This is a genomic window from Microvirga sp. 2YAF29 (genome assembly GCF_052114605.1).
Lineage (GTDB): Bacteria > Pseudomonadota > Alphaproteobacteria > Rhizobiales > Beijerinckiaceae > Microvirga.
Genome location: NZ_JBFRFB010000001.1, coordinates 1 through 20970, shown reverse-complemented (window position 1 = coordinate 20970; position 20970 = coordinate 1). Strand labels below are relative to the sequence as shown.

The following is a 20970-nucleotide window of genomic DNA, read 5'->3' as shown; positions in this document are numbered from 1 at the left end:
TGACAGTTTCTTGAGAGGCAACGGCAATTCGGTAGCGTAAGCCTCCCCACTTACGGTGGAGGCGACCCCAGCCGAAGGCTAAGATATACTCAGGGTTTATCCTCGCCGTTTTTAGGATTTTCCCTAATGGCTTTTATGCTCGATTGACCGCACACTTCGGATAACCGAGAGCGGACATTCCATGACTGGATGAACGCCGTCTCCGGCTGAGCGCACATGACGCTCAAAGCCGCAAAAAAGCGGCATGAGAACGAGGGGGAACATAAACTACCAGCGTAAGGCAGGAGCGACCCATGGATCTCCACAACAGCCAAAACCTCCACAAATGCGCAGCCGAAGCCATCGGCACCTTCTGGCTCACGTTTGCCGGCTGCGGCAGCGCGGTCATCGCCGCGGCTTTTCCCGATGTCGGCATCGGGCTGCTCGGCGTGTCGCTTGCCTTCGGCCTGACTGTGCTCACCATGGCCTATGCCATCGGCCATATTTCGGGCTGTCATCTCAATCCTGCGGTGACGGTCGGGCTTGCGGCGGGTGGGCGTTTCCCGAAAAGCGACATCGCACCATATATCGTATCGCAGGTGATCGGAGCCGTCATCGCGGCCTTCGTGCTTTATCTCATCGCATCCGGCGCGCCCGGTTTCGATGCCGCCAAGGGCTTCGCGGCCAATGGCTATGGCGCGCATTCACCCGGCGGATACAGCATGATCTCCGGCTTCGTCACTGAGGTCGTACTCACGATGATGTTCCTCTTCATCATCATGGGTGCAACTCACGGCAAGGCGCCGGTGGGCTTTGCCCCCATTGCCATCGGCCTTGGGCTTACCCTCATTCACCTCGTCGGCATCCCGATCACCAACACGTCGGTCAATCCGGCCCGCAGCACCGGCCCCGCGCTCTTCGCAGGCGGCTGGGCGCTGGCGCAGCTCTGGATGTTCTGGATCGCGCCGCTGATCGGCGGAGTGCTCGGCGGGATTCTCTATCGCTGGCTGAGCGAAGAACCATCGGCACAGGTTACCGGCATCGCGCCCGCCGCCTCGGCCGAATGAGGGAGGACATCATGAAGCACGCTCAAAGCGATGGACAACAATCCATCGATCGACGGAGACTGCGCGCCGCCCACACCCTGCTTGCGGTGGGATTGGCCTCAGCGACATTCGGCTTCGCGGCGACCGTGAGCGCGCAGCCGATCTCCGAGGCGGACGCGCGGACCATCGCCACCGAGGCCTATCTCTACTTCTACCCTCTCGTCACAATGGATGTGACCCGCAGGCAGCTCGTGAATACACCGCCCGGGAATGGCGGCATCGGCGGACCGATGAACACCTTCGTGAATATTCCGGCCTTTCCGACTGCTGAAATGAAGGCCGTCGTCCGCCCCAACTTCGACACGCTGTACTCAAGCGGCTGGGTCGACCTGACACGCGAGCCGATGGTCGTGTCCGCACCGGACACGGACGGGCGCTATTATCTGCTGCCCATGCTCGACATGTGGACCGATGTCTTCGCGTCACCCGGATGGCGCACCACGGGCACGCAAGCGGCCAACTTCCTGCTGGTCCCGCCCGGCTGGAGTGGCACCGATCCTGACGGATTCACGCGCATCGACGCCCCTACCCCCTATGTCTGGATCATCGGACGCACCAAGACCGATGGCCCACCGGATTACGAAGCCGTTCATAAGGTCCAGGCCGGCTACAAGCTCACTCCCCTGTCCGAATGGGGCAAACAACCGAAGCCGGTCGAGGCCAGGATCGACCCGAGTGTGGACTTGAAGACGCCGCCGAAGACGCAGGTGGATACGATGGCGGGCGACAAGTTCTTTGCTTACGCGGCCGAACTGCTGAAGATGCATCCGCCACATGTCACCGATCAGCCCATCATCGCCCGACTGAAGCGGATCGGGTTCGAGGCCGGCCGGGACTTCGACATCTCGAAGCTCGACCCCGCCGTCAAAAAGGCCATCGATGGCGCGCCCAAGACGGCGCTGAGACTGATGGAATGGAAGACGCCCACGATGGCCCGCGTCGCCAATTACTGGTCGATGAACACCGACACGATGGGTGTCTACGGCAATTACTATCTCAAGCGTGCCATCGTCGCTCAGGCTGGGCTGGGCGCGAACCTGCCCGAGGATGCGATTTATCCCCTCAGTCTCGGCGATGAGGCCGGAAAGCCCCTCGATGGGGCAAACCGTTACACGCTGCACTTCGAAGCGAACGCGCTGCCGCCGGTAGCGGCATTCTGGTCGGTGACGCTCTATGACATGGCAGGCTTCCAGGTGGGAAACCCGCTCAATCGCTTCGCCCTCAGCAGCTGGATGCCCTTCACGCATGATCCCGACGGTTCGCTGACGCTGTACGTGCAGAGCGAAAATCCCGGCAAGGACAAGGAGGCGAACTGGCTTCCCGCGCCGAAGGGCCAGTTCAACCTCACCATGCGGCTCTACGCGCCCAAGGCGGAGGCCCTCGTCGGCCGCTGGAATCCCCCCCCCGTCACCAAGACGACGGCCCTGCCCGAGTTTGCGGCGCAGTGAGACGCGGGAGCGAGCATCAAATGCATCGGTCCAGCCGGATAAATCCGGCTGGACCTTGGCCGCAAACCGGGTTCAAATGCTTCCACACCGGGTGTCGAGACGGAGAAGTCCGATGAGCCAACGTGTACCCTGGCTGTTCAGCTTTTTGCTGGCGGCATCCCTGCTGCCGATATCCGGCTTCGCGACGCGCGCTGCCGATCTGGCGCCTGAGCCGCCGCTTATCGAAGCGCCGAGCCCGGCACCGGCCTGGAGCTTCAGTTTCATTCCCTATGGCTGGCTTATCTCCATCGACGGCACGCAGACCGTGCGCGGGCGCTCGGTGAAGGTCGATGCGAGCTTCATCGATATCGTGGAGAAGAGCGACACGCTGATGGCTCTGATGGGCACTTTCGAGGCCCGCCATGGTCCGCTTGCCCTCTATACTGATCTGGTCTGGCTCAATGTCGGTGTCGAGAACAGCAACGTCCGAACCCGCAATCCCGCACCGGGCGTGACCGCAACGATCGGCACTTCCGTCAAGCTGGATATCGATATGGCCATCGCGGAGTTCGGCGCAGCCTATGAGGTGGCGCGGTCGGGGCCTGTGGCCTTCGATATCCTCGGCGCTGCCCGTTACTGGTATCAGGAGGCCGATCTCTCATTCGATCTCGCGGGCAGTATCAATGTCGGCGACCTGCAGATCGAGGGAGCACGGGCCTTCGCCCGCTCCGGCTCCGTCGATTGGCTCGACCCGGTGATCGGCGCACGGGTGCGTTATACGGTGGCGCCGGGGCATGAGCTTTTCCTGCGCGGCGATATCGGCGGATTCGGCGTCGGAAGCGAGTTTTCGTGGCAGGCCATCGGCGGCTACGGCTTCGAACTCGGCACCTATCAGGGCATCACCTTCTCAGGGGTCATCGGCTACCGCGCCCTGTCGGTCGATTACGCTCAAGGCCAGGGCCTGAGGCGCTACGAGTTCGACATGGTGCAGCATGGGCCGATCCTGGGCCTCAGTATGCGATTCTGAGGTCCGTCTCGCTGCACAGCGCTGTCACTGGAGAAGGTGGTGAGCGGGGTGGGGTTCGAACCCACGACCATTCGATTAAAAGTCGAATGCTCTACCACTGAGCTACCCGCCCCCAGAGGTGAGCCCGAAATAGGGGCTCTTGGCCGGTGGGTCAATCGAAAAGCCCCGTTTCGGGGTCGAAATCCTCAACTCTCGGCGGATAACGCCAAGCACCGGCAGTCCCAGGCCGGCTATCCCTCAGCCGGCATGGCGATGTTGTCCGCATGGTGGCCGATCTCAGGCTTGCTGTCGCGCTCCCCTTGAGCCCAGCCTTCCTTGACCTCGCCGATGTAATCCTCGAGCCGTCCATCGGCGATGGCCTTGCGCAGTCCTGCCATCAGCTCCTGGTAATAGGCCAGGTTGTTCCAGGTCAGCAGCATCATGCCCAGGATCTCGTTGGAGCGGACGAGATGGTGCAGGTAGGCCCTCGAATAGGTGTTCGAGGCCGTGCATTTGGATGCCTCGTCGAGGGGGCGGGTATCCTCGGCGAACCTGGCATTACGCAGGTTCATGCGCCCGAAGCGGGTGAAGACCTGCCCATGGCGTCCGGCGCGGGTGGGCATGACGCAGTCGAACATGTCCACGCCCCGTCGCACCGCCTCGACGATATCGTCCGGCGTGCCCACACCCATGAGATAGCGCGGCTTTTCCTTGGGCATGTGCGGCTCGACGGTCTCGATCATGCGCAGCATCACGTCCTGCGGCTCACCCACGGCCAAGCCGCCGATTGCGTAGCCCTTGAGGTCGAGGGCAGCGAGTTCGCGCGCGCTCTCGATGCGTAAGCGTTCCACGGCCCCGCCCTGGACGATGCCGAACATGGCCTTTCCCGGCTGCTCGCCGAAGGCGATGCGGCAGCGCTCGGCCCAGCGCAGGGACAGGCGCATGGCCCGCTCGGCCTCATCATCGGAGCACGGCAGGCGCACGCATTCGTCGAGCTGCATCTGAATGTCGGAGCCCAGAAGCCCCTGGATCTCGATGGAGCGTTCCGGCGACATGAAATGCTTCGAGCCGTCGATGTGGGACTGGAAGGTCACGCCCGTCTCATCGACCTTGCGCAGGGCCGAGAGCGACATGACCTGGAAGCCGCCGGAATCAGTGAGGATCGGATAGGGCCAGTTCATGAACTTGTGCAGACCGCCAAGCTTGGCGACCCGCTCGGCGCTGGGCCGAAGCATGAGGTGGTAGGTATTGCCGAGCACCACATCAGCGCCGAGAGCCTTGACCTGATCGGGATACATGGCCTTCACGGTCGCAGCCGTCCCCACCGGCATGAAGGCCGGCGTGCGAATGACCCCGCGCGGCATCCGGATCTCGCCGGTACGCGCCATGCCGTCGGTCTTGTTGACGGTAAAGGTAAAGGTCTCGTTGGTCATTCAAGATCTCTCTTTGTCATTCCCGGCCGGAGCGCAGCGGAGGGGAAGGGAATCCACGACCGCCGCATACTATTAATGGATCCCCTTCCCGGCCTTTCAGGCCGCCGGGGATGACACCTAGTCAACGCCGAAACAGCAAACTGGCATCGCCGTAGGAATAGAAGCGATAGCCTGTTTCAATGGCGTGAGCATAGGCCGCGCGCATGGAATCCAGTCCTGCGAAGGCGGAAACCAGCATGAACAGGGTCGAGCGCGGCAGGTGGAAATTGGTCATCAGCACGTCCACGGCCTTGAAGCGATAGCCGGGTGTGATGAAAATCGCCGTATCACCGGAGAACGGAGCAATCGTCCCGTCCTCGCGGGCGGCGCTCTCGAGCAGTCGCAGCGAGGTCGTGCCGACGGCGACGATCCGCCCTCCTCGCGCCCGCGCCTCGTTGAGCGCCAGCGCGGTCTCCTCCGTGACGGTGCCCCACTCCGCGTGCATCCTATGCTCGGTGGTATCGTCCGCCTTCACCGGCAGGAAGGTGCCCGCACCTACATGAAGCGTCACGAAATGGCGGGAGATACCGCGCTCGTCCAAGCGGCGGAACAGATCGTCGGTGAAGTGCAGGCCGGCGGTCGGGGCAGCTACAGCGCCTTCGTCCCGAGCATAGACGGTCTGATAATCGGTACGGTCCTTGTCGTCCGTCGCCCGCTTGCCCGCGATATACGGCGGCAGAGGCAATTCGCCGAGACGGGCGATGGCCTCATCGAGGAACGGGCCGGAGAAGGAAAACCGCAGGGCCACATCGCCGCCCTCGCCCTTCTCCTCCACTTCCGCATCGAGACGAACGAGTTCGCAGGCCGTGCTCTCGGAATTGTCTCCGAAGCGGATGCGGTCGCCTACATTGAGCTTCTTCGCTGGGCGCGCAAAGGCTCGCCAGCGGTCGACTCCCTCGCGCTTGTGCAGCATGATCTCGACGCGCGCCGCCGTCTCTTCGCGCACGCGCAGACCATAGAGCCGCGAAGGAATGACCTTCGTGTTGTTTAAGACCAGCACGTCGCCGGGCTGCAAGAGATCCGGCAGCTCGCGGACTGTACGGTCCTCGAAAGCGGCGTCTGGCCTGACCAAGAGCATGCGCGCGGCATCACGCGGCTCCACGGGGCGGAGCGCGATGTTTTGCTCAGGGAGTTCGAAGTCGAAGAGGTCGACGCGCATGGATTTCTTAAGCTGTCATCCCGGACGCCAGAGGCTGGCCGGGATGACAGATGTATGACCGGCTTTAAGCCGCGTCCGCCGCGATCTTCAGGGAAACGATGCGGTCCGGATCCTTCACGGGCTCGCCGCGCTTGATCTTGTCCACGTTGTCCATGCCTTCGGTCACCTTGCCCCACACGGTGTACTGCTTGTCGAGGAAGCGGGCATCGTCGAAGCAGATGAAGAACTGCGAGTTGGCCGAGTGCGGGAAGTTCGTGCGCGCCATCGAGCAGGTGCCGCGCACATGAGGCTCGGCATTGAACTCGGCCTTCAGGTCCGGCAGGTCCGAACCACCGGTGCCGGTGCCCTGGGGGCAGCCGGTCTGGGCCATGAAGCCCTCGATCACCCGGTGGAAGGCGACCCCGTCATAGAAACCCTTGCGGGCGAGGGTCTTGATGCGCTCCACATGGCCCGGAGCAAGGTCAGGGCGCAGTTCGATGACCACGCGGCCCTTGGTGGTTTCCATGATGAGGGTATTTTCCGGATCTGCCATCAGATTCTCCTATACTGGCGTCATACTTGTCCAAATCGGCGTCCTGCTCATTCACATAGGCTGAGCATCGATGAAACGGAAGGTGAAGATGCGGCCGGCGATGGCGCGTCCCAAACTTTCCGAGACAGGCAAGGGCGTGCAGCGCACGAAAGCCTCGCGGACGGAACGCGTGAACGGCTCACGCTGATCCTGCACGGTCCCTGGGTTGTAATAAGTGATCTTGGGCTGACCCAGGACCTCACCATTGCGCTTGAAACTCATGCGCAGCGTAATTTCCTGCCCTGAATATCCGCTCCCTGACGGCGGGCGCCAGCAGGATTGGATGGCCACGAAGACATCCGCGATGCGGTTGACCCGAGGAACGGAGGGCGCCTGCGGATTGGGCCGGATCGTCGCGCCGAGGCCCTCGGGCAGGCTCAACGGCGGCTCCAGCTGCTCCTGCCTCTCATCCGGATCGTCAAAGGGCGCAACCCCTTGCGCGGCCAGGGGTGAGGCCCCGGCCAGCAAAAGCAGAAGCGCGGCGATGGCTCGCCGCGCTGGATAAAGGCTGACGTTCATTACTTCGCGTCGGCGGCGAGCTGCATCTTCACGATCTTGTCGGGGCTCGAGACCATGCCGTTGGCGGCTGCATTGCCCTTCTTGATCTTGTCGGCCACGTCCATGCCGGCCACGACCTCGCCGAAGAGGGTGTACTGGCCGGTCAGCGGACCGCAGCCATCATAGCAGATGAAGAACTGGCTGTTGGCGGAGTTCGGGCTCTGCGAACGGGCCATGCCGACGGAACCGCGCTTGTACTGAGTCTGAGAAAACTCGGCCGGGATGTTCGGCAGGTCCGACTTGCCCGTGCCGGTACCGGTCGGATCGCCCGTCTGGGCCATGAAACCGTCGATCACCCGGTGGAACACCACACCGTTGTAGAAGCCCTGCTTCGTGAGCGTCTTGATCTGCTCCACGTGCTTCGGCGCCAGGTCCGGACGCAGGCGGATGGTGATGCGGCCATCCTTGGTGTCAAGAAAGACGGTGTTCTGCGGATCGTTGGCCGGCTGGGCGAAGGCCGGGGCAAGGCCGGCGAGCACAAGCGCGGAGGCTGCGATCAAACGCTTCATGGGTCGGATTCTCCTGTTGATTTCAGAAACTTTATTGCCGCGTGAATTTGGCTTTCAAACGCTCGGCGACAAGGCCGGGCACGAAGGCCGAAACGTCGCCCCCCATCCCCGCGATCTGGCGCACAAGCGTGGCGGTGATGGGGCGGACCAGGGGCGAAGCGGGGAAGAAAACCGTCTGGACCTCGGGCGCCATGGTGGCGTTCATGGAGGCCATCTGCATTTCATAGTCGAGATCCGTGCCGTCCCGCAGGCCGCGGACGATCAGGCTCGCCCCATGACGCCGGGCAGCCGTCACCGCCAAATCGTTGAAGGTCGCGACCGCGAGCTCCACCCCTTCGGCCTTCAGGACGGGTCCGCAGACCGCGTGCAGCATCTCGGCCCGCTCCTCGGGACTGAAGATGGGCGCCTTCGAGGAATGGACGCCAATGGCGACCACGATCCGATCCGCCACGCGGCAGGCCTGGCGCAGGACGTCCAGGTGGCCGTTCGTGACGGGATCGAAGCTGCCGGTATAAAGGGCGATACGTGTCATGGTTTCAAGGCGTAGCTTGAGACAGGCCGGAGGGCAAGATGCCCTGGAAAGGGCCTCACTCTTCCCCTTAACATGAATCACGCTCTATCATTGCAATATTGTGGCGATGGCGCCACCATCCATCGGAAAGTCCAGTCTTGTCCAAGCTTGAAGGATTTCGGAAGCTCCTGCCATGATGACCATCATAGACGACATCCGCCGGCGTGACGGCTTCCTGACGATTGAGGAGACGCTGTCGCTGTGCGACCGCAACACCATCTACGACCCCTTCTCCACCCTGCTCTCACGCCATGCCAATATCGGCTCGGGAAATATATTCTACCCCTGCACGACGATACGATGCGCGGCGGACTCACGCTGTGAGATCGGAGATCGGAACATCTTCCACGCAATGTCGATGATCGATGCCTGCGGCGGCACGATATCCATCGGCAACGGCAATACATTCGGCGATGGCGGCTTTACCGCGAAAGCCGACCGTCCGGGCGCGAAGGTCACAATCGGCGATCGTGGGCGCTACGCGTCAGGCGCAAGTGTCTATGGCGTGAGCCATCTGGGAACGGGGAGCCAGATTCTCGGGCAGATTTCCGTCATCGATTGCATTCTCGCCGATGGAGAGGATTTCACGCATCACGACCCAGACGAAAGGGCTGCAGTACTGAAAGGGCATGGACCGGCGCGAAAGCTTCGCATCGGCGTCGGCGAAGTCATCTTCGGCAAAAGCTCCTTTGATCAGGCGAGCATTCAACGGCAGACCGATTTCCACCCGAAGAGCTGATCATGCCCATCACGCACAAGAAAATTACATTAGGGCTTGGGTTGGTTTCGCTCGGCCGCGAGTGGGGCGTCCACAAAGGGCAGCCTCCATCGGCAGACGAAGCCGTTGCGCTGATCGGCAAAGCGGTCGATCTCGGCATCAGCTTCTTCGATACCGCGCCTGCTTATGGCGAGAGCGAGCGCTTGTTGGGCCGCTATCTCTCAACCTCCGGCGCGGAACGCCGCGATCTCACCATCGCAACGAAGGCGGGAGAACACTGGATCGCAGAATCCGCAACAACCTATGTCGATCACTCCTATGACGCGCTCTGCCGGAGCATCGATCAAAGCATGGCCTTGTTGGGAACCATCGACATTCTTCAGATACACAAGGCAACAACCGAAGCGATGAAGTCGAACGATGTGGTCCGCGCGATCAGCTATGCAAAATCTCTCGGCATCGAGCAGTTCGGAGCCAGCATCAGCAGCAGCGACGATCTCAGCTTCGCATGCGGGACCGGCTATTTTTCCCACATCCAGGTTCCCTTCAACTTGCAGAACACGAGCTTCGAGAATTCCTTCGAGGAACTATCCAGGTCCGGCGTCGTCCCGATCATCAACCGTCCACTGGCTATGGGCGCGGTCGCAACCGGAACCACTGGCCAGAAAATAAATGCGCTGCGTGAGGCATTGCAGTTCATTGCGGATCGTGTGGACAACGGTATCATCATTACCGGGACGCGCTCATACATCCATCTGGCAGAGACCATCAGCGCCTTCAGGGATCTATCATAGGCGAGGTTTGATCGGGATTCGGGTCGAAGGAGCCTACGGACTGAAGCAATAGTGCCGCTTTTCCCGCTCAGCCCAGCGGCGCTTTACAGAATATGGAGTCGTGCGCTGGCGCACGGCCATGATTGGAGAAGTCTCTATAACCATCCTTACGAAAGGTTAAGGAGATCTCCCATGATGATTCGTCTCATTCTCGTCGTCGCCACCGCCGTTGCCATCTTGATTCCGGCCGCCGTTTCGAGCGCCTATGTGGCTCTAATTTGAACTTATCTCAAGCGTCATCGACGCCTGGACAGAACCCCCGCCGTGGATATGATACTTTATTCCACCATGGCAGGAGAGTTTCATAGGTCGCCTTTCGGACGCTACTCGTTCCCTGAGTGTCTATCTAGCCTTTGCGCTCATCTGCGCTTTCGGCTCTCCAGTCGCTGCGCAGCCGACAAAGAGCGCCGTTCCCGCTGCAATGACGCAGATCGACGGGTATCCGTTTCCCCGGCAGCTTGCCGGCCTGCCACGGCTCGAAAAAACCGACTATCACAACGCTCCATTAGGGTTCAGCGTGAGGTACGGCAACGCCCAAACCTGGGCCGACATCTATGTCTATAACCACGATAAGAAGCTGACATCCGCAACCGCCCGCGCGGATGCTATCAGTGAGCGTGACTCGGCCCTAGAGGATATCTCCGCTAATGTCGCGAGCGGCAGCTATGACGACGCCAAGCTCATCAACAAATCCACAGCAGGTGGTTTCACGACGGCTCATCTGGCTATCACACAGCGTCAACAGACGCGGGATTCGTACGTGTTCGTCACGGTCAGAAATGCGAATTTCGTCAAAATCCGCCTCACGACCAACCAGAGGAACGCGGACAAATTCGCGGATGAATTTCTCAAGGAATATGCCAAACTTCTAGGCATCTGATATCGACAATACATAATGAGGAAGGGCGCCGAGTGGCGCCCTTTTTATTTGTCTGCATTGTCAGCAAGGCATGGGAAAGATGGACGAATCTTACTCCTCGCCGCCTTCGGCAACATCACCCTCACCGATATCAGCGATGTCATTCCCCTCTTCGGCATCTTCGCCCTCGATGTGCTCCACCGAGACCACCTTCTCCTTGCCCTTGGTGGAGAAGACAGTGACGCCCTGCGAGTTGCGGCCGACGGTGCGGATACCGTCCACAGGTACCCGGATCAGCTGGCCGCCATCGGTGACGAGCATGATCTGGTCCGAGTTCTCGACCGGGAACGAGGCCACCAGCTTGCCGTTGCGGCTGTTCACAGCCATGGCCGTGATGCCTTTGCCGCCGCGTCCGGTGATGCGGTACTCGTAGGAGAGCGTGCGCTTGCCGTAGCCCTTCTCGGAGATTGTGAGGATGCACTGCTCCAGAGCGCTCATCTCGGCATAGCGTTCCTGAGACAGCGAGACGTTCGCATTCTCGGCCGTCTCCTCCGCATCGTCCGCAGCTTCGGTCTCAGCGTTCGTCTGCTCGCCCATCACGGCACGGCGCATCTTGAGATAGGCCGAGCGCTCCTCGCCCGAAGCATCGACGTGGCGCAGGATCGCCATCGAGATGATGTCGTCGCCCTTGGCAAGGTTGATGCCGCGCACACCCATGGAGTCGCGCCCCTTGAACACGCGCACATCCGTCACGGGGAAGCGGATGCACTGGCCGTCGGCCGTGGTGAGCAGCACGTCGTCATGCTCGGAGCAGATCTGCACGTCGACGATGTGATCGCCCTCGTCCAGTTTCATGGCGATCTTGCCGCCGCGGTTCACCTGCACGAAGTCGGACAGCTTGTTGCGGCGAACCGTGCCGCGCGAAGTCGCGAACATGACGTCGAGCGTGTCCCAGGAGGCCTCCTCCTCGGGAAGCGGCATGATGGTGGTGATGCGCTCGCCCTGCTTGATCGGCAGCATGTTCACCAGGGCCTTGCCCTTGGCGTTCGGATTAGCCAGTGGCAGGCGCCACACCTTCTCCTTATAGGCCTGTCCCTCGGACGAGAAGAAGATCAGCGGCGTATGCGTGTTGGCCACGAACAGGCGGGTGACGAAATCCTCGTCGCGGGTCGTCATGCCGGCGCGGCCCTTGCCGCCGCGGCGCTGCGACCGGTAGGCGGAGAGCGGCACGCGCTTGATGTAGCCGGCGTGGGACACGGTGACGACCATGTCCTCGCGGGCGATCAGATCCTCGTCGTCGACATCGGAATCCCAATCGACGATCTGCGTCTTGCGCGGCGTGGCGAAAGTATCGCGGACTTCGATGAGCTCGGTCTTGATGATGTCCATGATGCGCGCGCGCGAACGCAGGATCTCGAGATATTCCGAGATCTCGGCCGCGAGCTTGGACAGCTCGTCGCCGATCTCGTCGCGGCCGAGAGCCGTGAGGCGCTGCAGGCGCAGTTCGAGGATGGCGCGGGCCTGCGTCTCGGAGAGACGATAGGTGCCGTCGTCGTTGATCCTGTGGCGCGGGTCATCGACGAGCGCGATCAGCGGCGCGATGTCTTGCGCCGGCCAGTCGCGGCCCATGAGGGCTTCGCGGGCCGAGTTCGGATCCGGCGCGGTGCGGATGAGGCGGATCACCTCGTCGATATTGGCAACAGCAATGGCAAGGCCGCACAAGATGTGGGCGCGCTCGCGGGCCTTGTTGAGCAGGAACTTCGTGCGGCGGGAAACCACCTCCTCGCGGAAATCCACGAAGGCCTTGATCAGATCCTTCAGCGTCATCAGCTCGGGACGACCGCCGTTCAGCGCCACCATGTTCGCGCCGAAGCTCGTCTGCAGCGGCGTGTAGCGGTAGAGCTGGTTGAGCACCACGTCCGCCATCGCGTCGCGCTTGATCTCGACCACGATACGCATGCCGTCGCGGTCGGATTCGTCGCGAAGGTCGGAGATACCCTCGATCTTCTTCTCGCGCACCAGCTCCGCGATCTTCTCGATCAGCGACGCCTTGTTCACCTGATACGGGATCTCGGAGAAGATCAGGGCCTCGCGATCCTTGCGCACTTCCTCCACTTCGGACTTGGCGCGCATGATGATGGAGCCGCGGCCTGTCGTGTAGGCCGACTTCACGCCCGCGCGACCAAGGATCAGCGCGCCGGTCGGGAAATCCGGACCGGGAATGATCTCGATCAGCTCTTCGGCCGAGATGTCGACGTTGTCGATATAGGCCAGGCAGCCGCCAATGACTTCGCCCAGATTGTGAGGAGGCATGTTGGTGGCCATGCCGACCGCGATGCCGCCCGCGCCGTTGGCGAGCAGGTTCGGGAAGCGCGCCGGCAGAACCGAAGGCTCGTATTTCGACTCGTCGTAGTTCGGATTGAAATCGACCGTGTCCTTGTCGATGTCCTCGAGCAACGGCATGGCCGCCTTGGCGAGGCGGGACTCGGTGTAGCGCATCGCCGCCGGAGGATCGCCGTCGACGGAGCCGAAATTGCCCTGCCCGTCCACGAGCATAAGCCGCAGCGAGAAATCCTGCGCCATGCGCACCAAGGCGTCATAGATCGCGCTGTCGCCGTGCGGGTGATATTGACCCATCACGTCACCGACAATGCGGGACGATTTCACGTGCTTCTTGTCGGGCGTATAGCCGCCCTCGTTCATGGCATAGAGAATACGCCGATGCACGGGCTTGAGGCCGTCACGCGCGTCGGGCAGAGCGCGGCTCACGATCACGCTCATGGCGTAATCGAGATAGGAGCGCTTCATCTCATCGACGATGGAAATCGGCTTGATGTCGCTCGCCGGCTGGTCCCCGCCAGGGCGGATATCGTTCGGATCGGTCAAGGTTGGTCTTTCTTAAAACGGTCTGCCCTTTCGCGAGAGGCGGCTTGTAAATGCCGCTTCGTCAAGCCAATCGGCAGCCCCGCGAATCCAATTGAAATTCAGATCCTTAGATGGGGGAAAACGCAGCGCTTTTCAAGCTTTTTAGCGGGTTTTCCAGAGGGAAGACCAGGCACAAAAATTGTATATATTTCAGAAGCTTATTTGCGCTTGACCATAGCTCTACACTGCTTCCGATCCGCGGCACTTTCTCATCCATTGCTGCAATGTCGAGAAAGCAACTCCAGAAAGGCCGCTAAACCATTGGCATTACAGGATTTATGAGTTTAAGAAATATCATGCGGAGGCAATCGAGGCATGGAGATCCACTCGCCGATCGAACAAGCGGGAGTATCCTCGCGGCATGTTTCGCCCGAGGGTGTTTCAGTCGAGGGGGCGCGAAGGGCGGTCCGGCTCGCTGTGGTGAAGTGAGTGAAGAACCAGACGGCCCCTCGCGCACGGCTTTTTTAGGCGGACACCGCACGATCCCGACAGGCGGGACTGCGATGGGCCTCCTGCCGGAGGGCTGGCGTTGTCGCCACATCCGCAGGACCGCGCCTTGATCCCACAATCACGACGCCTCGCGAGCGCGCCCCTCGGTGGATCAGGCTGCAAATGTTATAGCTACGGCTAGGATCATTGTCAAGAACAAAAGATGAACGCATATTCGCAACGCAATCATCTCCTGCTTGGGAGATTAGCCAGCAGGGCCAATGAGATCGGCAATTACACCTTAAGTTGAACTCATGTAGCGAAGAGCATCCTTACTGCTCTTCTGCAGAGCCCAAGCTCTCACTTGACCACACGAGGAGCGATCCGCCAGGTCACATTCACCGAAGCCGTGAACTTTACAACGGCCGGGGGGACGATCTGAACAGTGGAAGGCCCACCATAGCCCGCACTCCTGGATGGTAGATCCGCCTCTCCCTGTGGAGGCTGCGCTTCGCCATCTGTAATCGCAAGGATCTGGCCGAGTTCCAGATCGACTGGCTCGGCATATGCCTGCGCCTGCTCACGTGCATCCAGCATCGCCGCCCGCCGAGCCTGATTCAAAGCCCCGCGCTCCTGAAGAACACTGAATTGAATCGTCTGGAAGCCGAAAAGCCCTGAAGCGGCCAGTTTCGTCACCGCCTGATTGAGATTTTCAAGAGAAGGCGACCTCAAAAAGAAGTCCGTCGCAGCTGTATAGCCTTCGATCACACTCGAAGGGCGTAACCCCCGTGCTAGTTCTTCTGTAGTGACGGACTTCACAACCCGTCTCTCGTTGGTTCTGAAGCTGCTCTTCTCAACTTCCAAACCAAGCAATTTCAACTCCTGCAAGACTGCCGCAGCGCGCGTTGCCCGTTCGCCATGCTGTCTCATCGTTGCCTCTAGCGTTTTCTCCTCGGTCGAGAGCGTGGCGCGAAAACGGGCAATATCCGGCCTTACTTCGTAGCTGCCTTGTCCAAGCACTGTGAGAACGGGCTCCCGCCGACTATCAGAAGAAGCCATTTCAGCAGCGGCATGGAAGGTAATACTACTGAGAACCAGAGCTGTGAGGACAGAGCGCAAAATCATGAGCAATCCAAAGTGCATTAGAGACAGAACACCTCGCTAGAGCGGATAATAAAGCATCTCTACATAATAACAATTCGATCTCACCGAATTCGATACACCCTTCAAAAGTTCTTTCTAAGCCCTCAGCAGAATCGCCGTCGTATCGTCGCTCAGCTTGAAGCGCGGGAAGCGCCTGCCGTCAGGATCCTGCTCGGTTTCGACCTCCCGTGCCTTCCGGGCCAGAGGCTCCAGGCCGGAAGCGATGGCGGCCTCCATCAGGCCTTTGGCATCGAGCACCCCGTAAAGGTCCACCAGGGCCGAGAAGCCGTCGCTGGTAAGGAGGATCGTCGTGCCGTCCTCGCAGGGAGCCCGCTCGTGCCGCAGGCGGTCGGCGGCGTCCGGATTGACGCTGAGCAGGGCAGCCGGCGTGCCGCTCCTGCGTTGCCGCTCACGGCGCTCTCCGAGCCAAGCCAGGAAGACAGGCTCATCGAGGATGGCGCTGGGGCGGGAGTTTGAAGCCTGCATCAGCTCGGCGGCCTTGGCGGATTCGAAATCGCGCAGCCCGGGCGCTTCGCCCAGGGTCAGAACCTCGCCATCGGGCTGACGTACGAAGGCCGTGGTGTCGCCGAAGGTCCAGACATCCAGCATATTTCCGTCACGCCGCACGAGAGTCATGGCGCCGAGCGGCCAAGTGACGAAATCCTCATGCCGCGCCTCAGGAGCCTTGGCCCGATAGGCCGTGCGGGCCTCCTCCATCACGTGCCGGATCAGGGTGACGCCGTCCCCGGCATGGGGCGCGAGGTTCGACAGGCGCTCGTCCGCGAAGGCTGCAAGCCACGCGGCGTCGCTCTTGGAATGCATGACCGGCTCGGTGCCGGGAAAGATGGACGTGTCGATGATCCAGGCCCAATCCCCGGACGCCCCGCAGATATCCTCGTTGGCCTTATCGGGCGAACCCGGCCAGCTGAGCCGATCCAAAACCGTGAACATCGTTGCTCTCCCCCTCGCCAAGCCGCAGGAAGACAGTCATAAAGCAAGGCTCAAGGTAAGGTCCAGCCGATGCTCCTCGACTTCATCTCCGCCGCTCTCGTCACCCTGCTCGTGACGCTCGATCCGGTCGCCCTCGCGCCGATCTTCGTGTCGCTGACCAGGGGCATGACCAGGGATGAGCGCCGGCGCGTCTCGACCAGGGCCTGCCTGATCGCCTTCTGCATCCTGGCCTTCTTCGGCCTCGGCGGAGAGGTGCTGCTGCGGCTGCTGGGCGTCGGCATTCCGGCTTTCCGCATCTCAGGCGGCCTGCTCCTGTTCTGGATCGCCTTCGAGATGGTTTTCGAGCGCCGCAACGAGCGCAAGCAGCATACGGCCGATGTGGCCATCACCGAGGATCATATCCGCAACGTTGCCGCCTTCCCGCTCGCCATTCCGCTGATGGCGGGCCCCGGCGCCATCACGGCGGTGATCCTGCTCGCCGGACGCGCGGATGGGAACCTAGTTTACCTGAGCTCTCTGCTCATGCTGATTGCGCTGGGCGTCGTCAGCTGCTTCGTCGTCTTCTCCGCCGCCGAGCGCGTGGCACGCTGGCTCGGCGTGACGGGCAATGTGGTGCTCACCCGACTGCTCGGCGTGATCCTTGCGGGGCTTGCGGTGCAGTTCATCATCGACGGCGTGAAAGCGCTGTCCTAGAGCTGTTTCCACATACGTGGAATCAGCTCTCTTCTTTGTGGGCCGCATTTTTGACGGCGAACCGAGTCCACTTCGCCGAAAAATGCTCTAAACCGGCGCGGCGAAGGGGCGGAATTCCCGCGCGACCTGCTCGTAAACAGGACGCCTGAAGCCGATCACCAGACTCGATACGCGATCAAGCGCTTCCCAGCGCCATTCGTTGAATTCTGGCTTCATGCCATTGCGAGTACCTGAGACGTCGATCTCGCTCTCCTCGCCGACGAAGCGGAAAGCCACCCACTTCTGCCTTTGCCCCCGAAACACCGTCAGCCGGTGCGGAGGCCCGTTATAGGGCGGGAAATCGTACGACAGCCATGCCGGCGTCTGCCCGAGATATTCGACGCTCGTGACACCCGTCTCTTCCCATAACTCGCGGCGAGCGCAGGCAATCAGATCCTCACCTTCATCGATTCCGCCCTGCGGCATCTGCCATTCAAGGCCTGACGTGATGATCTCGGGACCGGAATTCGCGAAGCGCTTGGCGATTAGCACATGGCCCTGCCGGTTGAAGAGCGCGATGCCGACATTCGGGCGATATGGGAGGTCAGTCATCACGATCCCTGTTCAGGATGAAGAGGCCAAGTTCAGGCGCATTTGCTTCGAGTACCTTCCAGCCCAGCCCTTCATAGAATGAAAGCCGCCGCTCACGGGTCAGGAGATAAACGCGCTCCGCGCCGATGGTGAAAGCGAGCTGGCTCGCCCTGTCCACCAAGGCCGCTCCGATCCCGCGCTGGCGATGTTCGGGCTCGACCCAGAGCGCCGCTATCCATGGAGTGTATTGCGGCCTCGTTTCCTCGTCGCATTCGATGAGCGCGGCGGTGCCGAGGAAGTGCTCGCCGTCATGCGCAACGAGCGCCGTGGGAATGGGGCCGGCCCCGAAATTTTCGCCGACCAATCCGGTCAGCAGTTCCAACGGATGCCCGTCATCCTTCCAGAAAGCGCGCCAGACGCGGTCCGCGACAGCTTCCGCGAAATGCGGCTTCTCGCGCAGATCAGAGATGGAGAACGCGGTCAGCGCAGCGTCTCCATCAGGCGCTTCATCAGCTCCCGGCGCGGCGCGATGGTGGAGATCACGCCGTATTCCTGCAGCGTATGCGCGCCATGGCCATCTATGCCGAGGCCGTCGAGGGTCGGCACGCCGAGAGCCGCCGTGAAATTGCCGTCGGAACCGCCACCGACGCGCGGTGCTGAAATGAGCTCGAAACCGATCTCGGCCGCGACCGACTTGGCATGATCGAACAGCTTCGACGTGCCTTCCGTCCGCTCATAGGGCGGGCGGTTCATGCCGCCGGTAACGGTGAGCTTGAAATCGGGGTTGTGCGGTTTCAATCCAAGGATCGCCTTCGTCAGCGCCTCGCCATCAGCAACCGTTTCAACGCGCAGGTCCACGGGGAAGCTGCAATGCTGCGGGATCGTGTTCACCGCGGTACCGCCGGACACCATGCCGACCGTCGTGGTAATGCCGCGCGAATAATCGGTCATGGCCTCGACGGCGAGGATCTGGCGCGCTGCTTCATAGACGGCGTTGCGTCCTTCCGCGTGACGCGAACCCGCATGGGCCGGACGGCCCTCCACATGCACGTCGAAGCGACCGACGCCCTTGCGCGCGGTGACGATCTGGCCGCCGTCGCGGCTCGGCTCCGTTACGAGAGCATAGGCCGAGCGACGGGCGAGATCCTCGATGATCGGCCGTGTCATCGGTGAGCCAATTTCCTCGTCGGGGGTGACGAGATAGATGAGCGGGCGCGCCGCCGTCCCCGCCCGGGCAACATCCTTGAAAGCCTCGAGGCTGAACCAGGCGCTCGCCTTCATGTCGTAGACGCCGGGACCGTAGATGCGGTCACCCTCGATCCGCAGCGGCAGATCTTTGAGGATCGTGCCGACGGGGTGCACCGTGTCGAGATGCGACATGATGAGAATGGCGGGCTCGTCCGTCTGCGGACCGACGCGCAGGATCAGCGCGTCTCCTAAGCCCTGCTCGCCTGGAATTCGCTCGATGGCGACCGGCGCATCCTGCATCTGCGAGACGACGAGGTCCATCATCAGGTTCACACCCGCCACATCATGAGTGGGGCTTTCCGTGCGGATCCAGGCGCAGAGCGTTTCGAGAGATTCAGGGGTCATGGCGTCGCTTCTTTTGAATTTGCAGGCTGGGTAAGGGCTCTTTGAGCAAACATCAAGGCAATCGAGATACCTTAACAGTGCGGAGTATGCGCACATGACGCAGCGACACCATAAACTTAACGATATATTAGACGGTATTCTTGAGGATAAGAAGGAAAGGATTTTGAGAGAATGGTATCGAAAATCGGCTCTTTGAAACGAGACATCCTTCAAGGTACAGCTTCTTCCGACCGCATCTATGGTGATGCGCAGCAGATTGCGTCACCGCGAACTGCTGGCGGCGATAACATTTATGGACATGGCGGAAGCGATACTCTCTACGGCGACGCAAAGAACTTGGGAGGCCATGCCCGTGGCGGATCCGATGTCATCTGGGGCGGTTCCGGCAACGACAGCATCTATGGCGACGCCTTCACCTTGAAGACCTATGCGCGCGGCGCGTCGGATAGGATCTGGGGCGATCAGGGCAACGACAACCTCTTCGGCGATGCTCGCCAAATGAGCGCCTTCACTTTTGGCGGTCATGATCGCATTTATGGCGGTTCCAACAGTGATACCATTCATGGCGATGCAGAAATTATGACGGATTTTGCATTCGGCGGTATCGACAAGCTCTACGGCGATAGCGGCAACGATACGATCTATGGCGATGCGTTCGCCATGTATGTGTCGGCTATTGGTGGGAATGACCATATCAATGGCGGCAGCGATAACGACACCCTCTATGGCGATGCGGTTGTCATGAGCGACGCGAGTCAGGCTGGCCACGATTTTATCGATGGCGGCTCTGGAAACGACACAATCTATGGAGATTCCCAGTACGCCAGCGCAGGTGTCACCTATGGGAACGACATCCTTTACGGAGGAGACGGTAACGACCGGCTGTTCGGCGACTCGGCCAATAGTGGCAACGGCAATGATTACCTCCACGGAGGCAGGGGAAATGATACGATAGCTGGCGGAGGAGGCCGGGATGTGTTTGCCTTTGACATTGCATCGGGCAAGGATACCATCTTGGACTTCCAGCCCGGACAGGATGTGATCGACCTGCGCGCGTGGCACATCCCTAGCTTCGGCGCCATCGAGTTCAGCCAGCGCACCGGCTTCACGTTCCTCTTCCTGGCAGGTTCCTCCCACTATATCAGGCTGGAGGGCGTTGAGAAGGCGAGCCTCACAGCCGCCGACTTTATCCTCTAACGGACAAGGCCCGGGAAACTCCCGGGCCTTTTTCTCTATGAGCCTTCTCTTTTCGCTAAGCCCTCAGCTGGCGGCCCGCCTCTCCCAGTGAAGCGGAAACTCCTGCATAGGCGCTGGGTGACCATTCTCGATCTTCCGGATTTTCTCCTCGACCAGATCGGCAAGAACGCTTCTTGGGCTGGAAGCGCGCAACTCGTTCACCGCGTTCTTGATCTGCTCCAGATCAAGAAGAGAAACCAGGGATCGCTCGTGTCCTGCGCTTTCGAAATCGGAAGTCATGCAGGTCCTCGCTTGGTCTAACAAAAAATGATTCAGGAAACAGAGAGCATCCTAGGCTTGGCCGGATGCCGGGTTCATTGCACGCAAATTACGGTTCCGTAATGCAACCGCAGATGTCCAGCTCAGCGGACGCCAGTAAAGATTACGACGCGGGTCGCCTGACCCGCGCCGTCAAAGGCTTTGCGAAATCCGCAAAAATTCAGGACTAGAACGGGATGTCGTCGTCCATATCGTTGTAGCGCGATCCGCCGCCGCCCGAAGACGGAGCAGGCTTGCGCTCCATGGGGGATGAGCGTCCGAAATCGCCACCGCGGCTGATCTGGCCGCCGCCTTCCTCCTCGCCGTATTCCGACGAGCCGCCGCCGCCGCCCGAGCGGGCGTCCAGGATCGTCAGGTCGCCGCGGAAGCGCTGCAGAACGATT

The 20970-nt window shown here is 61.0% G+C and carries 21 protein-coding genes, 1 tRNA gene and 1 pseudogene; 8 read left to right on the top strand and 15 right to left on the bottom strand.

The window, feature by feature from the left end; translation table 11 throughout:
- The first annotated feature begins 293 nt into the window (after positions 1–293).
- The 3 genes from aqpZ (at position 294) to AB4Y85_RS00105 (ending at position 3539) form a co-directional block, all read left to right on the top strand.
- On the top strand, positions 294–1046 hold the full coding sequence (gene aqpZ / locus AB4Y85_RS00115; protein ID WP_441982819.1) for an aquaporin Z: 753 nt from the start codon (positions 294–296) through the stop codon (positions 1044–1046).
- An 11-nt stretch (positions 1047–1057) separates the two neighbouring features.
- Complete coding sequence (locus AB4Y85_RS00110; protein ID WP_441982818.1) at positions 1058–2533, top strand: DUF1254 domain-containing protein; 1476 nt, start codon at positions 1058–1060, stop codon at positions 2531–2533.
- Positions 2534–2645: 112 nt separating this feature from the next.
- Complete coding sequence (locus AB4Y85_RS00105) at positions 2646–3539, top strand: hypothetical protein (protein ID WP_441982817.1); 894 nt, start codon at positions 2646–2648, stop codon at positions 3537–3539.
- A 37-nt stretch (positions 3540–3576) separates the two neighbouring features.
- Here AB4Y85_RS00105 and AB4Y85_RS00100 read toward each other — a convergent pair.
- The 7 genes from AB4Y85_RS00100 to coaD form a co-directional block, all read right to left on the bottom strand.
- Positions 3577–3651: transfer RNA gene (locus tag AB4Y85_RS00100), tRNA-Lys, on the bottom strand.
- A 118-nt stretch (positions 3652–3769) separates the two neighbouring features.
- A complete protein-coding gene (tgt, locus tag AB4Y85_RS00095; protein WP_441982816.1) occupies positions 3770–4951 on the bottom strand; it encodes a tRNA guanosine(34) transglycosylase Tgt in 1182 nt (393 codons plus the stop codon).
- Positions 4952–5072: 121 nt separating this feature from the next.
- On the bottom strand, positions 5073–6149 hold the full coding sequence (gene queA / locus AB4Y85_RS00090) for a tRNA preQ1(34) S-adenosylmethionine ribosyltransferase-isomerase QueA (protein WP_441982815.1): 1077 nt from the start codon (positions 6147–6149) through the stop codon (positions 5073–5075).
- 64 nt (positions 6150–6213) lie between these two features.
- Positions 6214–6681, bottom strand: coding sequence for a peptidylprolyl isomerase (locus tag AB4Y85_RS00085; protein WP_441982814.1), 468 nt, complete (start codon positions 6679–6681; stop codon positions 6214–6216).
- 51 nt (positions 6682–6732) lie between these two features.
- Positions 6733–7239, bottom strand: a complete 507-nt coding sequence (locus AB4Y85_RS00080; protein ID WP_441982813.1) for a hypothetical protein — start codon at positions 7237–7239, stop codon at positions 6733–6735.
- Positions 7239–7787 (bottom strand): peptidylprolyl isomerase, encoded by a 549-nt coding sequence (locus AB4Y85_RS00075; protein WP_441982812.1) that lies wholly within the window; start codon positions 7785–7787, stop codon positions 7239–7241. Before AB4Y85_RS00075 ends, AB4Y85_RS00080 begins: the two co-directional genes overlap by 1 nt.
- Before the next feature lie 31 nt (positions 7788–7818).
- Positions 7819–8319 carry a pantetheine-phosphate adenylyltransferase gene (gene coaD / locus AB4Y85_RS00070; RefSeq protein ID WP_441982811.1) on the bottom strand — a complete coding sequence of 167 codons (501 nt, stop codon included), beginning with the start codon at positions 8317–8319 and terminating at the stop codon, positions 7819–7821.
- A 172-nt stretch (positions 8320–8491) separates the two neighbouring features.
- Between coaD and AB4Y85_RS00065 the strand changes: the two genes are divergently transcribed.
- From AB4Y85_RS00065 to AB4Y85_RS00055, 3 genes are all read left to right on the top strand, one after another.
- Positions 8492–9097: an AraC family transcriptional regulator gene (locus AB4Y85_RS00065; RefSeq protein WP_441982810.1), complete on the top strand. Its 606-nt coding sequence runs from the start codon at positions 8492–8494 to the stop codon at positions 9095–9097.
- Between the two features lie 2 nt (positions 9098–9099).
- The gene (locus tag AB4Y85_RS00060; protein WP_441982809.1) at positions 9100–9870 is read left to right on the top strand and encodes an aldo/keto reductase; all 771 of its coding nucleotides are present in this window, start codon (positions 9100–9102) and stop codon (positions 9868–9870) included.
- A gap of 460 nt (positions 9871–10330) precedes the next feature.
- Positions 10331–10789, top strand: coding sequence for a hypothetical protein (locus tag AB4Y85_RS00055; RefSeq protein ID WP_441982808.1), 459 nt, complete (start codon positions 10331–10333; stop codon positions 10787–10789).
- Positions 10790–10879: 90 nt separating this feature from the next.
- Here AB4Y85_RS00055 and gyrA read toward each other — a convergent pair whose 3' ends face one another.
- From gyrA to AB4Y85_RS00040, 3 genes are all read right to left on the bottom strand, one after another.
- Positions 10880–13654: a DNA gyrase subunit A gene (gene gyrA / locus AB4Y85_RS00050; RefSeq protein WP_441982807.1), complete on the bottom strand. Its 2775-nt coding sequence runs from the start codon at positions 13652–13654 to the stop codon at positions 10880–10882.
- A gap of 828 nt (positions 13655–14482) precedes the next feature.
- Positions 14483–15247 carry an SIMPL domain-containing protein gene (locus AB4Y85_RS00045; protein WP_441982806.1) on the bottom strand — a complete coding sequence of 255 codons (765 nt, stop codon included), beginning with the start codon at positions 15245–15247 and terminating at the stop codon, positions 14483–14485.
- A gap of 114 nt (positions 15248–15361) precedes the next feature.
- Positions 15362–16216 carry a protein phosphatase 2C domain-containing protein gene (locus AB4Y85_RS00040; protein WP_441982805.1) on the bottom strand — a complete coding sequence of 285 codons (855 nt, stop codon included), beginning with the start codon at positions 16214–16216 and terminating at the stop codon, positions 15362–15364.
- A 69-nt stretch (positions 16217–16285) separates the two neighbouring features.
- On the opposite strand from AB4Y85_RS00040, the gene AB4Y85_RS00035 reads away from it, so the two are divergent.
- Positions 16286–16909 (top strand): MarC family protein, encoded by a 624-nt coding sequence (locus AB4Y85_RS00035; protein WP_441982804.1) that lies wholly within the window; start codon positions 16286–16288, stop codon positions 16907–16909.
- A gap of 87 nt (positions 16910–16996) precedes the next feature.
- On the opposite strand, the gene AB4Y85_RS00030 is transcribed toward AB4Y85_RS00035, so the two are convergent.
- The 3 genes from AB4Y85_RS00030 to AB4Y85_RS00020 form a co-directional block, all read right to left on the bottom strand.
- Complete coding sequence (locus AB4Y85_RS00030) at positions 16997–17500, bottom strand: RNA pyrophosphohydrolase (RefSeq protein ID WP_441982803.1); 504 nt, start codon at positions 17498–17500, stop codon at positions 16997–16999.
- A complete protein-coding gene (locus AB4Y85_RS00025; RefSeq protein ID WP_441982802.1) occupies positions 17493–17861 on the bottom strand; it encodes a GNAT family N-acetyltransferase in 369 nt (122 codons plus the stop codon). Before AB4Y85_RS00025 ends, AB4Y85_RS00030 begins: the two co-directional genes overlap by 8 nt.
- A 98-nt stretch (positions 17862–17959) precedes the next feature.
- Positions 17960–19072, bottom strand: coding sequence for a M20 family metallopeptidase (locus AB4Y85_RS00020; RefSeq protein ID WP_441982801.1), 1113 nt, complete (start codon positions 19070–19072; stop codon positions 17960–17962).
- Positions 19073–19243: 171 nt separating this feature from the next.
- Between AB4Y85_RS00020 and AB4Y85_RS00015 the strand changes: the two genes are divergently transcribed.
- On the top strand, positions 19244–20269 hold the full coding sequence (locus AB4Y85_RS00015) for a calcium-binding protein (protein WP_441982800.1): 1026 nt from the start codon (positions 19244–19246) through the stop codon (positions 20267–20269).
- Between the two features lie 63 nt (positions 20270–20332).
- On the opposite strand, the gene AB4Y85_RS00010 is transcribed toward AB4Y85_RS00015, so the two are convergent.
- Together AB4Y85_RS00010 and AB4Y85_RS00005 are read right to left on the bottom strand one after the other, a co-directional pair.
- Positions 20333–20548, bottom strand: a complete 216-nt coding sequence (locus AB4Y85_RS00010) for a hypothetical protein (RefSeq protein WP_441982799.1) — start codon at positions 20546–20548, stop codon at positions 20333–20335.
- Positions 20549–20753: 205 nt separating this feature from the next.
- Positions 20754–20970 (bottom strand): annotated as a pseudogene (locus AB4Y85_RS00005) (single-stranded DNA-binding protein); the annotation flags it as partial.